This window comes from Streptomyces sp. NBC_00102 (assembly GCF_026343115.1).
Taxonomy (GTDB): Bacteria; Actinomycetota; Actinomycetes; order Streptomycetales; family Streptomycetaceae; genus Streptomyces.
On sequence record NZ_JAPEMC010000002.1, the window covers coordinates 420,618 to 436,290 of the forward strand.

Below are 15,673 nucleotides of genomic sequence, written 5' to 3' on the forward strand. Positions count from 1 at the left end.
TGAAACGCCGCCGTAGCAATCGCCGCCGTAGCAATCGACGCCGTAGCAATCGCCGCTGTGACGACCGCCGCTGTGACGACTGCCACTGTGGCGACTGCCGCCGTGACGACCGCCGCCGAGGCGGACGCTGTCCCGGCGGACCCCGCCGCGGTGGGTGCGGCGGTGGACGATGCCGCGGTGCGGATGCCGTGGTATGTCGGCGCCCGCCCGGATCACGGTCGGTAAAACCGTGGCCCTGGTTCGGTCGGCGCACGGCAGAATCCCCCCATGACCGACAACCGGCCGCTGGTGCTGGCCTGCGCCCTGCTCGACAGCCTCGATCCCCTTCCGTACCCCGCCCGCATGAGGGAACTGGCCGACCACGCGCGGCGGTTGGCCGACGATGGTGAACTCCGCCAGGTGCTGGAGGAGTTGGAGGACGGCGAGCCGTACGAACGGGGCGTGGCCGTGCTCGCGGCGGCGGCGGGCGGCGACCGGGAGTGGGTGGCCCGGCACATCGCCGACGAGGACCCCTTCGTCCGGGGCCAGGCGCTGCGGGTGGCGGACGCGCTCGGGGTGCCCGACGCGGCGTTCGAGGAGGCGATGGCGGACGCGCCGGCCGCGGTACGCCTCCGGCTGATCCGCGCGGTCGTCGCGGGCCGCCGCACCGCACTCGCCGACCGGCTGATCGTCTCGCTGCGGGACACCTGGGGAGACGCGGAGGCGGCCCGGATGCTGCCCGGCTGCTCACCGGAGGCGGTGACGGCCCTGCTGCCGGACCTCGTCCACGCGGTCGCCTGCTGGTCCTCCCTCGGGCGCCGCCACCCCGGCCCCCTGCTCGACCGGGCGGCCCGCGAACTCGCCGGGCTTCCGGAGGACCTGCGCGACGCCTGGTGGCGGAGTCACGGACACGGCAGAGTGGTCGCGGCGGCGGCCGGGCGGCTGCCGCACCGCGTCCTCGACCTGCTGGAGAAGTACCCGCCCGCACGCCTGCCCGCCGCCCTCCAGGGCAGCCTCGGTCCGCTCGTCACCGCCGACCCCGGGCGCTTCATCGGCCTGTTCCTCGGCCCGGGCCGCACCGAGTTCCCCCGGAGCGGCGTCATCAGCGCCACGCTGCTGCAACGGCTCGCCCGGACCGCGCCGGAAGGGCGGCTGGTCGCGCTCGGCAGAGCGCTGGACGACGACTCCGCCACCCTGGCGCGACTGCTGCACGCCCTGCCGCCCGGCCGGCGGGAGTCCTTCCACGCGTCCGTCACCGACCGGCACCCCGCCGGATCCACCGGCATCCCCGTCGATTCCACGGTGCTGGACGCACTGCCGCGCGACCGGGTCGCGGCGACGGCCCGGCGCATGGCCGTCTGGGCCCGCGAGCACGGCGAACCCTGGGACACCGTCCTGCTCGCCGAGTCCTACCTGCCCGCCGAAGAGGTACGCGAACGCCTGCTCACCGCCGTCCGCCGGCCGGCCGCCGAGGACCGCGCGACGGCCTGGAGCCTGCTGATCCGCAACGCCGGACGCTCCGGCGAACCCACCACCGTGCACGCCGTACTCGACGACATGGGGCGGCTGCGCGACGAACGCGAACCCGTGCGCACCGCCGCGCTGCGCGCCCTCCTCGACACCCCGCCCGTCCTTTTCACCGCAGCCTCGGAGCCCCTGCTCGACCGGATCGCCACCGACGCCGTGGAGGCCCGCGACTCCTCCGCCGCCACCCGCGCCGCGCTCGGCTCCCTCGCCGTGACCGTCCTGCGCGAACACGCCGCCACCGGCAGCCGGACCCTGGTCAGCTGGTCCCTGCGCACCCTCGTCCGGCTCACCGGGTCCACCGGCGGCGCCGACCTCGGACGGCTCGACCGCACCCTGCGCCGGGGCCAGGAACACCAGGTGTTCGAAGCGCTGCGCACCTGGCTGGAGGCGGGCGCCGAGCGATCCGACTACGGGCTGGTGCTGGCAATGGCCCGGGCGGCGGGACGCCGTGCCGAAGGGATGGCCGAACTCCAGGACCTGCTCCGGCAGGCCGTCAGGTACGGCGACGTCCCGACCGCCCGGGCGGCGATCACCCTGTACCTGGAACCGCTCCGGCAGCGCGACGCCCGCGTCGAAGAGGTGCTGGACCGCGACCGCTCAGCCCTCGCGATCCCCGCCGTGTGGCGAGTCGTCGCGCGGCGCCGCACCGATCTTCTCGACGGGGTGCTCGGCGGACAGGTGCCGTCGGGCAGGTTCGCCACCCGCGCCTCCGAGCGGACCGTGCCGGTCGGACACGAGACCGCCCTCTGGACGCCCGGGCAGCAGAAGGCAGCCCTGCGCGGGCTGGAGCGGACGGCCGACGACGAGGGGCTGCCGCAGTCGTCCCGGGCCGCCGCCGTCGCGCGGCTGGCCGCCGTACCGGGCGCGGGCACCGCGGCGCTGCGCGCCCGGGCCGGCTCCCCGGACGTGGTCCTGGCCGAAGCGGCCCTCGCCGCCCTGGCCCGTACCGACCGCCCCGCCGACGCGCTGGACGAGCTGCTCGCCCACGCCGGCGGCGACCGGGCGCGCGTCGCGGTCTTCGCGGCGTCCCGCGCCTCGCGGTCGGTGCGTCCCTCCCGGCTCGCCGGAGTCCTGGCCGCACGGACCGCCCCCGGTACCGGGAAGGTGACCGCCCGCAAGGAGATGGTGCGGCTCGCCGCCGCCAGGCTGCCGCTGGAGCGCGCCGCCGAGGTGGTCGCCGACGCCTACGCAGAAGCGGGCCAGCACCCCGACGTGCGGGCCGCCTGCGTCGCCTTCGCGCCCGGACTGCTCGGCGCGGAACGCATCTGGGAGATGCTCACCGACGCGGCGGGCAGCGAGACCGCGGTGCTGCGCGGGGCCGTACTGCGTCCCGCCCCCACCGTGCTGCCGGAACGGCACCGGGCCCGGTTCGCCCGGCTGGTCCAGGAGGTGAGCACCACCGGCGACCCCGAACAGGCCGCCGTCGCCCACCGGGCGCTGGCCCGCTGGCTGCCCTGGGCCCCCGGCGCGAGCGAGGTGCTGCTCGCCGCCGTCACCGACCTCGACCGGCGGGGCGGCTGGACCGCCGCGGCGGACGCCCTCACCGCGGTTGCCGCGGCGACCCCCGAAGCGGCCGACGCACTGAACCGCACGTTCACCATGCTGGCCACCGACGACACCGCGGACGACGCGGGAGCCGAGCGCGACCGGCCGGGCCGTCAGCGCCTCGTCCACATGGTGCGGAAGCTCTCCGGCAGGTACGCACCGCCGACCGGGGCGGAACGCGCCCTGCTCGTCGGCGCGGCGGACCGCCTCGCCGGGCACCGCGACACCGTGCCGCAGGCCGCCGCCCTGCTGGTCCGGGCGATCGACCCGCACGCCGGCGCGGACGAGCTGCACGCCGGACTCGTCCGGCTCGCCGCCCTGCACGAGGGCCGGCCCGCACTGGCCGCCCGGAGCGCCCGCACTCTCGTCGGTCACCTCGTGAACGCGCGGCAGCACGGAGGCGGCGACCCGGACGTGCTCCTGACGGTGGTGGGCCGGCTCGCCGCGTCGGGCGCCGACCCCGCGCCGGGGCTGTTCGCCGTCGCGCTCACGGTGGCCGGCGGCCGGAGCACCGAGTGGACCGCCCCCTGGCGCACCCAGCTGCGGATGCTGCGCCAGCACCCGGCGGCGGACGTCCGGGACGCCGCGTACGAGGAGTGGACCGCACCGGAGTGACTCCCGGGCACGGGCGTACGGCGGCGAGCCGGGGTGCGGCCGGTGCGCGGGACTCAGCGTCCGCGTGCCGCCATGCGGGCCTTGCGGGCCGCGAGCTTCTCGTCGAACTTCGACGCCTCGCTGTCCAGGCCGCCCATGTACAGGCCGAGCTCCTCCTGCGCCTGGAGCCCCTCCGGGCCGAGCCCGTCGATGTCGAGGACCTTCAGGTAGCGGAGCACGGGCTGGATCACGTCGTCGTGGTGGATGCGCATGTTGTAGATCTCGCCGATCGCCATCTGCGCGGCGGCGCGTTCGAAGCCGGGCATGCCGTGTCCGGGCATCCGGAAGTTGACGACCACGTCCCGCACGGCCTGCATGGTGAGGTCCGGGGCGAGCTCGAAGGCGGCGCCCAGGAGGTTCCGGTAGAACACCATGTGCAGGTTCTCGTCGGTGGCGATGCGCGCGAGCATCCGGTCGCAGACCGGGTCGCCCGACTGGTGGCCCGTGTTGCGGTGCGAGACTCGGGTGGCCAGCTCCTGGAAGGCGACGTACGCGACGGAGTGCAGCATCGAGTGCCGGTTGTCGGACTCGAACCCCTCCGCCATGTGCGCCATCCGGAACTGCTCCAGCTTGTCCGGGTCGACCGCGCGCGAGGTCAGCAGGTAGTCGCGCATCACGATGCCGTGGCGGCCCTCCTCGGCGGTCCAGCGGTGCACCCAGGTGCCCCAGGCGCCGTCGCGGCCGAAGAGCGAGGCGATCTCGTGGTGGTAACTGGGGAGGTTGTCCTCGGTCAGCAGGTTCACCACGAGGGCGACCTTGCCGATGTCCGTGACCTTCGACTGGTCCGGGGCCCACGCCTCGCCGTCGTCGAAGATGCCCGGGAAGTTCCGGCCGTCGGAGAACGGCACGTACTCGTGGGGCATCCAGTCCTTGGCGACCTTGAGATGGCGGTTGAGCTCCTTCTCCACCACCTCTTCCAGCGCGTACAGCAGCTGGGCGTCGGTCCACGCCTTCGAACTGCCGAGGTGGGGAGAGGTGATCGTCACGGGGGCTCCTGGGGACGGGAGATTTACCTACGGCTTCGTAGGTTACGTGTCCGTAGGTTAAGGCCCGGTAAGCCCTCCGCCAAGCCTGGCCGGCGTCAAAGCCGCACTCCGGGGCCTTCCGGACGGTCTCCGGGCAGCCCGCGCGGGGGAGGGGCGGCTCCCGGCCGGAGCGGGCCGGGCGGTGCCCCTCTCAGCGGCTGTCGCCCAGAAGATCCGCCAGGGCACGGTCGAGGTCCAGGAACCGGTGCTCGTCGCCCGCCGGTACCAACTCCTGTACCCGCCCGAGGAATCGGCGCAGCTCCGAGGTGCGGACATGCACCATCGCGACGCCCTCCGCGGCATGGAATTCGAGCGCGGTCCGCTCCTCCCCGAAAGGCCGCACCCGTACGTCTCCGACCCCGGCCGGCTCGTCCACGCCCCGGTCCAGCAGCTCCCGGGAGAACTCCCACGAGACCTCCGTGCCCTCCAGCGTGGCCGGGGCGGGGAACGCGATCCGGACGGCGTACGGGTTCTCGCGGTCGTACCGCAGCGTGGCGGCCAGCGTCGCCATCCGCGGAACGGCCGCGACCATGCGCGCCTGGACTGGCTGCTCGATAAGGCTGGACAAGACCTGCTCCCTCGCACGGCTGGACGAACGGACTCCGGCACTGGAGTAGACGACGGAACACCGCCGTCCGTGCACCGACCCGGGGGGTGAGCTGTGTCACCGCCGTTTCCCCGGTGCTGATCAACTGCCCGGTAGCCGCGCGTCCATCCCACGCCGAGGGGCCCCGCCGGCCAGGCACGAAGGCGTCGGGGCTCTCAAGGGCGCACGCGCCCGGCGCGCATCCCCGTCACCGGGACAGGGCCCGCGAACGGCCCACCGGCGGAGAGTCGGGACATCGCGACACGCCTCGGGAGGAAGCCCCCGGACGGCCGGGTCCGGCCACGCCCCGCACACGGTCCGCGCCCCGCCCGGCCGGCGCCGACCGCAGGCCGCGTCGTGCGGGGAACGCGGTATCGCGAGGTCGTGCGGGGAACGCGGTATCGCGAGCGATCCCGTTGCCGGTCGGAGAGGATGTGCCGTGGCCAAGGCTGTCCCACAGCTCGCCATCACATCGCTTCGACGGCAGGAGTCCGTGCAATGTCCCGCGTGAGGGTCCACAACTTCTCCATTTCCATCGACGGTTTCGCCACCGGTGAGGGGCAGAGTCTCGAAGCCCCGTTCGGGCACGCCGGTACGCGGCTCCACGAGTGGTTCTTCCCGACCACGACCTTTCAGCGGATGCTGGGCAAGCCGGAAGGAAGCACCGGCGTCGACGACGCCGTCGCCGCCACCTGGGACGCCGGCATCGGCGCGGAGATCATGGGCCGCAACAAGTTCAGCCCCCAGCGCGGGCCGTGGGAGAACGAGGACTGGAAGGGCTGGTGGGGACCCAATCCGCCCTTCCACACCCCGGTCTTCGTCCTGACCCACCACCCCCGCCCCTCGGTGGAGATGGAGGGCGGCACCACGTTCCACTTCATCGACGCCACGCCGCAGGAAGCGCTCCGTCAGGCACGGGAGGCGGCAGGGGACTTGGACGTGAGAATCGGTGGTGGTCCGACCACGGTCCGGGACTTCCTCGCCGAAGACCTCGTCGACCATCTGCACGTCGCTGTCGTCCCGATCGTCCTGGGCCGTGGCGAGCGCCTGTGGGACGGGCTCGAAGGACTCGAGGAGCGTTTCCAGGTCGAATCCGTGACCACCCCCGGCGGCGTCACGCACCTGACCTTCACCCGGCCGTAACTCAACTCCCCGATCGCGGAAGCTGCGTTCGGCCCATCCGGCTCCGGGCTCCCGGACCCGCGACGCCGGGACAGGGGAGAAACCGACGCGGCACTCAAGGCTGTCCCGCGGCCTCCAAGGGCTGTCCCGCCAGGAACTGCGGGACAGCCCTTAGACTCGGCCGCCATGACGACCTTCGCCGTGCCCGCCGACGCCGCCGAGGCGCGCGCGGTCCAGGACCGCCTGCGCGACCGGGTGGTCGCCGAGGACTCCGGACCGGTGCCCGGTTCCGGCCACGTCACCGGGGTGGACGTCGCCTACGACGACGAACGGGACCTCGTCGTGGCGGCGGCCGTGGTGCTGGACGCCGCCACCCTCGACGTCGTCGCCGAGACCACCGCGGTGGGCCGCGTGACCTTCCCGTACGTCCCCGGACTGCTGGCCTTCCGGGAGATCCCCACGGTGCTGGTCGCGCTGGAGTCGCTGACCACCGACCCCGGCCTCATCGTCTGCGACGGATACGGTCTGGCGCACCCCCGCCGGTTCGGACTCGCCAGCCACCTCGGGGTGCTGACCGGACTGCCCGTCATCGGGGTCGCCAAGAACCCGTTCACCTTCACCTACGAACAGCCCGGCCCGAAGCGCGGCGACACCTCGCCGCTGCTGGACGGTACGGAGGAGGTCGGCCGGGCGCTGCGCACCAGGGACGACACCAAACCGGTCTTCGTCTCCGTGGGGCACCGCACCACGCTGGACACCGCCTGCGCCCACACCCTGGCCCTGACCAGGGAGTTCCGGCAGCCCGAGACCACCCGCAGGGCCGACGCGCTCTGCCGCCGCGCACTGCGGGAAGCGGCGGGCTGACACGGCCGCCTCCGGTTTCGTCCTTCAGGTCCCTCGGCTCTCCGGGCCCGTCAGCGCCGCGCCGCCACCCGGAAGCGCAGGCCCGAGGCCCTCAGCCGCTCCAGCAGGGCGTCACCCATGGCCACCGCCGTCGTCACCTGACCCGAGGTCTCCGGCAGGTCGTCCAGGGCGAGGCAGAGGGCGGCCTCGCCGAGCATCCGCGCCGTCTCGTCGTACCCCGGGTCGCCGCCCGAGACCTCGGTGAAGACCCGGCTGCCGCCGCCCTCCCCGACGAACCGGACGGTGAACCGGCTCCGCTTCCTGCGCTCCTCGTCCGGCCCGTCGCCCGGTCGGTAACGCTCTGTCAGCCACGAGCGCGCAGGCGAAAATTGGGCGGCAGCCACGAGGGCCATCAGGCCCGCCGTACCGCCCAGCGCGACCGGCAGGCGCTTCACCGAGGCGAAGTGCCGGTAGCGGAAGTCGGGGCCGTAGCCTTCCAGCGCACGTGCCGAACGGCCCACGATCTGCGGGTCCACGGTCGGCAGCGGCAGGGCCCAGGTCCCGGTCTCCCCGCTGAAATGCGGTGCTCCCAAAGGGGTTCGTACACGACGACCGGTGAGTTCGGGCTCACGCGCCCGGCGTTCACGGGCGGCGGCCAGCATCTGCGGTCCCCGGCCCATGGCGTGCACCGCCGAGGCGAACGTACCGCCGGAGAACACGGCGTCGGCGTGGACGAAGGCGTCGACCGTCAGCGGCACGCCCGCCGGCAGCTGCCGGACGGTGAAGTACGCGCCGAGGTCGTGGGGGACGGAGTCGAATCCGCAGGCGTGCACCAGGCGCGCCCCCGTCTCCCGGGCCTCCGCGTCGTGCCCCAGCCAGGTCCGGTCGATGAACTCGGCCTCGCCGGTGAGGTCGACGTAATCCGTACCGGCCCGGGCGCAGGCCGCGACGAGCGCGTTCCCGTGACGGAGGAAGGGGCCGACCGTGGTGGCCACCACCCTTGCGGACAGCGCGAGTTCACGTAGCGCGGTGGGGTCCTCGGCGTCGGCGACGAGGATCGCGGGTTCCGGGCCCGGTCCGGCGAGTTCCCCGCGCAGCCGTTCCAGCTTCTCCCCGCTCCGCCCGGCCAGCGCCCAGCGCAGACCCTCGGGGGCGTGTGCCGCGAGGTACCGGGCGGTCAGGGTGCCGACGAAGCCGGTGGCGCCGTACAGCACGACGTCGTAGGCGCGTTCCGATCCGTGGTGCCTTCTCATGTGTGCCTCCGCTGGGGCCGACTCCGGTGGTGGTGGCCGCCGAGGGTAGCGGGTGACGCGTGGCATTCGGCACGGAACGGCGTGTGACGGTGCACCATGGGAAGCGCAGAAACTAAGCGGTCGCTCTGCCGAAAGGCTTGTGCGGAGCGGCGGTCATTCTTAGCATCGTCGATGTTACATCGGTTGTGTCATACCGCTGGGGGCTTGATGGCTGCGACGGGGAACGGCCCTCTCGCCGGAGTGCGGGTCGTCGAACTGGCGGGCATCGGCCCCGGCCCGTTCGCCGCGATGACGCTCGCCGATCTCGGTGCGGACGTGGTCCGGGTGGACCGGCCCGGGGGCGCGGTACTGGGCATCGACCCGGCGCGCGACCTGACCAACCGCAACAAGCGCTCCGTTCTGCTCGATCTCAAGACGGAAGCGGGCGTCTCGGCCGTCCTCGCCCTCGCCGAGCGCGCCGACATCCTGATCGAGGGGTACCGCCCGGGAGTCGCCGAACGGCTCGGGGTCGGCCCCGACGCCTGCCTCGGCCGCAACCCCCGCCTCGTCTACGGGCGGATGACCGGCTGGGGCCAGGACGGCCCGCTCGCACCGCGCGCCGGGCACGACGTCTCCTACCTCGCGCCCACCGGAGTTCTCTCCATGATCGGCCGCCCCGGCGAACCCCCGGCCGTCCCGGCCAACCTGCTCGGTGACTTCGCGGGCGGCTCCCTCTACCTCGTGGTCGGCGTCCTGGCCGCCCTCCAGCACGCGCGTACCTCCGACGGGAGCGGCCAGGTCGTGGACGCGGCCATCGTGGACGGCGCCGCCCACCTCGCCACGATGATCCACGGCATGCTGGCGGCCGACGCCTGGCAGGACCGGCGCGGCTCCAACCTCCTGGACGGCGGCTGCCCCTTCTACGGCACGTACGCGACCTCCGACGGCGAGGCCATGGCGGTCGGGCCGCTGGAACAACGGTTCTACGACGAGTTCGTGACGCTCCTCGGCATCGCCGAAACGGTGCCCGACCGAGCGGACCTCTCCCGGTGGGAGGAGCTGCGCACCGCGGTCGCGGACCGTTTCCGCACCCGTACCCGTGCGGAGTGGACCGAGGTGTTCGAGGGCACCGACGCCTGCGTCGCCCCCGTGCTCTCCCTGCGCGAGGCGCCCTCGCACCCGCATCTCGCCGCCCGCGCCACCTTCGTGGAGCACGCCGGGATCACCCAGCCCGCCCCCGCCCCGCGCTTCTCCGCCACCCCCACCGCCGTACGCACCGCCCCCGCCCTGCCGGGTACCGGCACCGAGTCGGTGGCGGCGGACTGGGGCGTGCCGGAACTGCTCGGCGGGCCGCCGGAGGAGACGCGGCCACGATGAGGGCTCCACGCAACACCGCCACCGGCACGGCCGCGGCCACCGTGCCGGAGCGGTCCGTCCGCACCCACCCGAAGCCACCCCAGGAGGTCCGGTGAAACGGCAGATCTTCACCGCCGAACACGACGCGTTCCGCGAGACCGTCCGCACCTTCCTCACGAAGGAGGTCCTCCCGCACTACGAACAGTGGGAGCGCGACGGCATCGTCTCGCGCGAGGCGTGGCGCGCGGCGGGCCGGCAAGGGCTGCTCGGCCTCGCGGTCCCCGAGGAGTTCGGCGGGGGCGGCAACGCCGACTTCCGCTACAGCGCCGTCCTCGCCGAGGAGTTCACCCGGGCGGGCGTCAGCGGCCTCGCGCTCGGCCTGCACAACGACATAGTCGGGCCCTACCTCGCCGGGCTCTCCACCCCCGAGCAGAAACGGCGCTGGCTGCCCGGCTTCTGCTCGGGCGAGATCGTCACCGCCATCGCCATGACCGAACCGGGCGCGGGCTCCGACCTCCAGGGCATCCGCACCACCGCCGAGGACCGGGGTGACCACTGGCTGCTCAACGGTTCCAAGACCTTCATCTCCAACGGCATCCTCGCCGACCTGGTGGTCGTCGTCGCCCGCACCTCGCCCGAGGGAGGGGCCAAGGGGCTCTCGCTGCTGGTGGTCGAACGTGGCGCGGCGGGCTTCGAACGCGGTCGCAACCTGGAGAAGATCGGCCAGAAGTCCCAGGACACCGCCGAACTCTTCTTCCACGACGTCCGGGTCCCCAAGGAGAACCTCCTCGGTGAACTCAACGGCGGATTCGTCCACTTGATGACCAACCTCGCCCAGGAGCGCATGGGTATCGCGGTCGCCGGAATCGCCGCCGCGGAACACCTGTTGGAGATCACCACCCGGTACGTGAAGGAACGCGAGGCATTCGGCCGGCCGCTCGCCAAGCTCCAGCACGTCCGCTTCGAGATCGCCGAGATGGCCACCGAGTGCGCCGTCACCCGCACCTTCCTCGACCGGTGCATCGTCGAGCACGCGGACGGCACGCTCGACGCGGTGCACGCCTCGATGGCCAAGTGGTGGGCGACCGAACTCCAGAAGCGGGTGGCCGACCGCTGTCTCCAACTCCACGGCGGATACGGCTACATGGCGGAGTTCCCGGTGGCCAGGGCCTTCACCGACGGACGCATCCAGACGATCTACGGCGGGACGACCGAAATCATGAAGGAGATCATCGGCCGCTCCCTGCTGTCCTGAGCGCCGCACGCACCTCTGCCGCGCCCGCACGCTCGTCCCCCGAGTGCCGGACGCACCTCGCACACCCCGAAGCCCGCCCTCCGAAAGGCTGTTGTCTTGAGTACCGAAGCGTTCGTCTACGACGCGATCCGCACCCCGCGCGGTCGCGGCAAGGCCAATGGGGCCCTGCACGGCACCAAGCCGATCGATCTGGTCGTCGGCCTCATCCACGAGATCCGCGCCCGTTTCCCCGGACTCGACCCGGCGGCCATCGACGACATCGTCCTGGGCGTCGTCAGCCCGCTCGGCGACCAGGGCTCCGACATCGCACGCATCGCGGCCATCGCGGCGGGACTCCCCGACTCCGTCGCCGGCGTCCAGGAGAACCGCTTCTGCGCCTCCGGTCTCGAAGCCGTCAACCTTGCTGCCGCGAAGGTCCGTTCGGGCTGGGAGGACCTCGTCCTCGCCGGTGGCGTCGAGTCCATGTCCCGCGTGCCCATGGGCTCCGACGGCGGCGCCTGGGCGATGGACCCGATGACCAGCTTCGAGACCGGCTTCGCCCCGCAGGGCATCGGCGCCGACCTCATCGCCACCATCGAGGGCTTCTCCCGCCGCGACGTCGACGAGTACGCCGCCCTCTCCCAGGAACGTGCCGCCGAAGCGTGGAAGGAAGGCCGCTTCGGCCGCTCCGTCGTCCCGGTCAAGGACCGCAACGGACTCGTCGTCCTCGACCACGACGAGCACCTGCGCCCCGGCACCACCGCCGACTCGCTCGCCGCCCTGAAGCCCTCCTTCGCCACCATCGGCGAGCTGGGCGGCTTCGACGCGGTGGCCCTCCAGAAGTACCACTGGGTCGAGAAGATCGACCACGTCCACCACGCCGGGAACTCCTCCGGGATCGTGGACGGCGCGGCCCTCGTCGCGATCGGCTCGAAGGAGATCGGTGAGCGCTACGGCCTCACCCCGCGCGCCCGGATCGTCTCCGCCGCCGTCTCCGGCTCCGAGCCCACCATCATGCTCACCGGACCCGCCCCCGCCTCCCGCAAGGCGCTCGCCAAGGCCGGACTGACCATGGACGACGTCGACCTCGTCGAGATCAACGAAGCCTTCGCCGGAGTGGTGCTCCGCTTCGTCCGGGACATGGGCATCGGCCTGGACAAGGTCAACGTCAACGGCGGAGCCATCGCGCTCGGCCACCCCCTCGGCGCCACCGGCGCGATGATCCTCGGCACCATCGTCGACGAACTGGAACGGCGCGACCTGCGGTACGGACTCGTCACCCTCTGCGTGGGCGGCGGCATGGGCGTCGCCACCGTCGTCGAACGCGTCTGACCGGCCCTGTCCCCCCGCCACGCCCGCCTGCCTACGGAGAAGACACCCATGACCGAGAGCACCACCATCCGCTGGGAAGAGGACGGGACCGGCGTCGTCACCCTCGTCCTCGACGACCCCGACCAGTCCGCCAACACGATGAACCAGGCCTTCACCCGGTCCGTCGCGGCCGTCGCCGAGCGCGCGGAGGCCGAGAAGGAGAACATCCGCGGCATCATCGTCACCTCCGCGAAGAAGACCTTCTTCGCCGGGGGAGACCTCAAGGAGATGATCAAGGCCCGGCCCGAGGACGCCCAAGCCGTCTTCGACACCGGGATGGGCATCAAGCGGGCCCTGCGCCGCATCGAGACCCTCGGCATCCCCGTGGTCGCCGCCATCAACGGCACGGCGCTCGGGGGCGGTTACGAGATCGCGCTCGCCTGTCACCACCGGATCGCGCTGGACGCGCCCGGCTCCCGCATCGGCCTCCCCGAGGTCACCCTCGGCCTGCTCCCGGCGGGCGGCGGCGTGACCCGTACCGTACGCCTGATGGGCATCGCCGACGCCCTGCTCAAGGTGCTGCTCCAGGGCACCCAGTACACCCCCGCCCGCGCCCTGGAGAACGGCCTCGTCCACGAAGTGGCCGCCACCCGCGAGGAGATGCTGGACAAGGCCCGCGCCTTCATCGACGCGCACCCCGAGTCCCAGCAGCCCTGGGACGTGAAGGGGTACCGGATTCCCGGCGGCACCCCGTCCAACCCCCGGTTCGCCGCCAACCTCCCGGCCTTCCCCGCCAACCTCAAGAAGCAGATCGCCGGCGCCCCGATGCCCGCGCCCCGCAACATCCTGGCGGCGGCCGTCGAAGGCTCGCAGGTCGACTTCGAGACCGCGCAGACCATCGAAGCCCGGTACTTCACCGAGCTGGTCACCGGCCAGGTCGCCAAGAACATGATCCAGGCGTTCTTCTTCGACCTCCAGGCCGTCAACTCCGGCGCCAGTCGCCCCGAGGGCGTCGAAGGCCGCACGGTCCGCAAGGTCGCCGTACTCGGCGCCGGCATGATGGGCGCCGGGATCGCCTACTCCTGCGCCCGGGCCGGAATCGAGGTCGTTCTCAAGGACGTCACCACCGAGGCTGCCGCGAAGGGCAAGGCCTACAGCGAGAAACTGCTGGCCAAGGCGCTCTCCCGGGGGCGTACCACCGAGGCGGCCCGCGACGAACTGCTCGCCCGGATCACCCCGACCGGCGACCCGGCGGACCTCGCCGGCTGCGACGCGGTCATCGAGGCCGTCTTCGAGGACACCGCCCTCAAGCACAAGGTGTTCCAGGAGATCCAGGACATCGTCGCCCCCGACGCGCTGCTCTGCTCCAACACCTCCACGCTGCCCATCACCGTCCTCGCCGAAGGCGTCACCCGTCCCGCCGACTTCGTCGGACTGCACTTCTTCTCGCCGGTCGACAAGATGCCGCTGGTCGAGATCATCAAGGGCGCCGGCACCGGGGACGAGGCCCAGGCCCGCGCGTTCGACCTGGTCCGCCAGATCAAGAAGACCCCGATCGTCGTCAACGACTCACGCGGCTTCTTCACCTCGCGCGTCATCGGCCACTTCATCAACGAGGGCGTCGCGATGGTCGGCGAGGGCATCGAGCCCTCCTCCGTCGAGCAGGCCGCCGCCCAGGCCGGCTACCCGGCCAAGGTGCTCTCCCTGATGGACGAGCTGACCCTCACCCTGCCCCGCAAGATCCGCAACGAGACCCGGCGCGCGGTCGAGGAGGCCGGCGGCACCTGGACCCCGCACCCCTCGGACGCGGTGGTGGACCGGATGGTCGAGGAGTTCGGACGGCCCGGACGCAGCGGTGGCGCCGGATTCTACGAGTACGACGAGTCCGGCCGTCGCACCACGCTCTGGCCGGGTCTGCGCGAGCACTTCGGCAAGCCCGACGCGGCGATCCCGTTCGAGGACATGAAGGAGCGGATGCTCTTCTCCGAGGCCCTGGACAGCGTCCGCTGCCTGGAGGAGAACGTCCTCGTCTCCGTCGCCGACGCCAACATCGGCTCCATCATGGGCATCGGCTTCCCGCCGTGGACCGGCGGCGTGCTCAGTTACGTCAACGGGTACGAGGGCGGCCTGCCGGGCTTCGTGGCCCGCGCCCGCGAACTCGCCGAACGGTACGGGGACCGCTTCCTGCCGCCCGCCCGACTGGTGGAGATGGCGGACCGGGGCGAGACCTTCCACGACTGATCCCACCCCGGGGAGGCGGTAAGCCCCCGCCTCCCCGGGGCGTCCGGTCACGGCGCCTGGAACGCGGCGCGCAACTCGGCCGTGAGTGACCGCTGGAACGCGGTCACCAGGGCTTGCAGCACCAGCGGCTGCATGTGGGCCGAGAGCGACTTCATCGCCGACACGTGCTCCGGGTCCGCCTCCCGCTCCCGGTACGGACTCCACACCTCGTCCCGGAAGAGCCGGGTCAACTCCGCGGCAGCCGACCGGGTGTGCTCCAGCATGACGGTATGCGCCCTGAGGATCGTCTCGTGCGCGATCGGCACGTCCAGCAGCTCCACCCCGAGCCGGAGCAGCCCCGGATCGACCCGGTGGACACCCTCGCGCGACGGGGCGTCCCCTTCCGTACCGTCCAGCAGCACGCCCATCGCCGCCAGCCGGCCGAGATCCTGCTCCGTGAGCGGCCGGCCCGCCCGCCGCTCCAGCTCCGCGCCGGTCATCTCCTCGACGCCGTCCGGAGCCCAGGACGCCACCAGCGCCCGGTGGATCGCCAGATCGTGGGCGCTGAGATCCTCCGGCAGCTGCTCCAGATACCGTTCGATGGCGGCCAGCGTCATGCCCTGGCGCTGGAGTTCCTCGATCAGAGCCAGCCGCGAGAGATGGCCGTGCCCGTAGTGCCCGACCCGGCGTGGGCCGATGACCGGAGGCGGCAGCAGCCCCCGGGTGCTGTAGAAACGCACGGTGCGCACGGTCACCCCCGCGCGGGCCGCCAGCTCGTCGACGGTGAGGGTCGGCTCCTCGGGCGCGGTCGCCATGTCTGCTCCTCGGTGCCCGGAGACGTCCGGATCGTTCCTGACCGCCCCGGTGCGGCGATCGCGTGCAACAGTATTGCTGTCTCACCACTGTGGTGAAACCCTTCACGGCCCGTTGATGCTCCTATTGGTCGTCAAGTCTTTCGAGGGGCCTGAGGCGGGTCGTTGCGCCGTATGGTGGCCGGGTGCGGTACTTGGCGGAAGTGTTCATCCTCGGGTCATTGCGG

Annotated in this window: 11 protein-coding genes; 7 read left to right on the forward strand and 4 right to left on the reverse strand. The window is 72.6% G+C overall.

From position 1 onward, the window contains the following. The first annotated feature begins 267 nt into the window (after window positions 1-267). Window positions 268-3,666 (forward strand): hypothetical protein, encoded by a 3,399-nt coding sequence (locus tag OHA55_RS29365; protein WP_266712012.1) that lies wholly within the window; start codon window positions 268-270, stop codon window positions 3,664-3,666. A 53-nt stretch (window positions 3,667-3,719) separates the two neighbouring features. Here the strand turns inward: OHA55_RS29365 and OHA55_RS29370 are convergent, their stop codons facing one another. Together OHA55_RS29370 and OHA55_RS29375 are read right to left on the reverse strand one after the other, a co-directional pair. Continuing rightward, entirely contained in the window at window positions 3,720-4,691 is a 972-nt protein-coding gene (locus OHA55_RS29370) for an acyl-ACP desaturase (RefSeq protein ID WP_266712014.1), read from the reverse strand. Between the two features lie 190 nt (window positions 4,692-4,881). After that, entirely contained in the window at window positions 4,882-5,298 is a 417-nt protein-coding gene (locus OHA55_RS29375) for an SsgA family sporulation/cell division regulator (RefSeq protein ID WP_266712015.1), read from the reverse strand. A gap of 516 nt (window positions 5,299-5,814) precedes the next feature. On the opposite strand from OHA55_RS29375, the gene OHA55_RS29380 reads away from it, so the two are divergent. Together OHA55_RS29380 and OHA55_RS29385 are read left to right on the forward strand one after the other, a co-directional pair. Continuing rightward, a complete protein-coding gene (locus tag OHA55_RS29380) occupies window positions 5,815-6,459 on the forward strand; it encodes a dihydrofolate reductase family protein (RefSeq protein WP_266712016.1) in 645 nt (214 codons plus the stop codon). 165 nt (window positions 6,460-6,624) lie between these two features. Continuing rightward, window positions 6,625-7,302, forward strand: a complete 678-nt coding sequence (locus OHA55_RS29385; RefSeq protein ID WP_266712017.1) for an endonuclease V — start codon at window positions 6,625-6,627, stop codon at window positions 7,300-7,302. Between the two features lie 50 nt (window positions 7,303-7,352). Here the strand turns inward: OHA55_RS29385 and OHA55_RS29390 are convergent, their stop codons facing one another. After that, entirely contained in the window at window positions 7,353-8,534 is a 1,182-nt protein-coding gene (locus OHA55_RS29390) for a trans-acting enoyl reductase family protein (protein WP_266712019.1), read from the reverse strand. A gap of 207 nt (window positions 8,535-8,741) precedes the next feature. Between OHA55_RS29390 and OHA55_RS29395 the strand changes: the two genes are divergently transcribed. From OHA55_RS29395 to OHA55_RS29410, 4 genes are all read left to right on the forward strand, one after another. After that, entirely contained in the window at window positions 8,742-9,890 is a 1,149-nt protein-coding gene (locus OHA55_RS29395; protein ID WP_266712021.1) for a CaiB/BaiF CoA-transferase family protein, read from the forward strand. Between the two features lie 91 nt (window positions 9,891-9,981). After that, on the forward strand, window positions 9,982-11,124 hold the full coding sequence (locus OHA55_RS29400; RefSeq protein ID WP_266712023.1) for an acyl-CoA dehydrogenase family protein: 1,143 nt from the start codon (window positions 9,982-9,984) through the stop codon (window positions 11,122-11,124). 96 nt (window positions 11,125-11,220) lie between these two features. Then, on the forward strand, window positions 11,221-12,435 hold the full coding sequence (locus OHA55_RS29405; RefSeq protein WP_266712025.1) for an acetyl-CoA C-acetyltransferase: 1,215 nt from the start codon (window positions 11,221-11,223) through the stop codon (window positions 12,433-12,435). Window positions 12,436-12,483: 48 nt separating this feature from the next. Further along, window positions 12,484-14,655 carry a 3-hydroxyacyl-CoA dehydrogenase NAD-binding domain-containing protein gene (locus OHA55_RS29410; protein ID WP_266712027.1) on the forward strand — a complete coding sequence of 724 codons (2,172 nt, stop codon included), beginning with the start codon at window positions 12,484-12,486 and terminating at the stop codon, window positions 14,653-14,655. Between the two features lie 47 nt (window positions 14,656-14,702). Here OHA55_RS29410 and OHA55_RS29415 read toward each other — a convergent pair whose 3' ends face one another. Further along, a complete protein-coding gene (locus OHA55_RS29415; RefSeq protein ID WP_266712029.1) occupies window positions 14,703-15,449 on the reverse strand; it encodes a MerR family transcriptional regulator in 747 nt (248 codons plus the stop codon). Window positions 15,450-15,673: the final 224 nt, after the last annotated feature.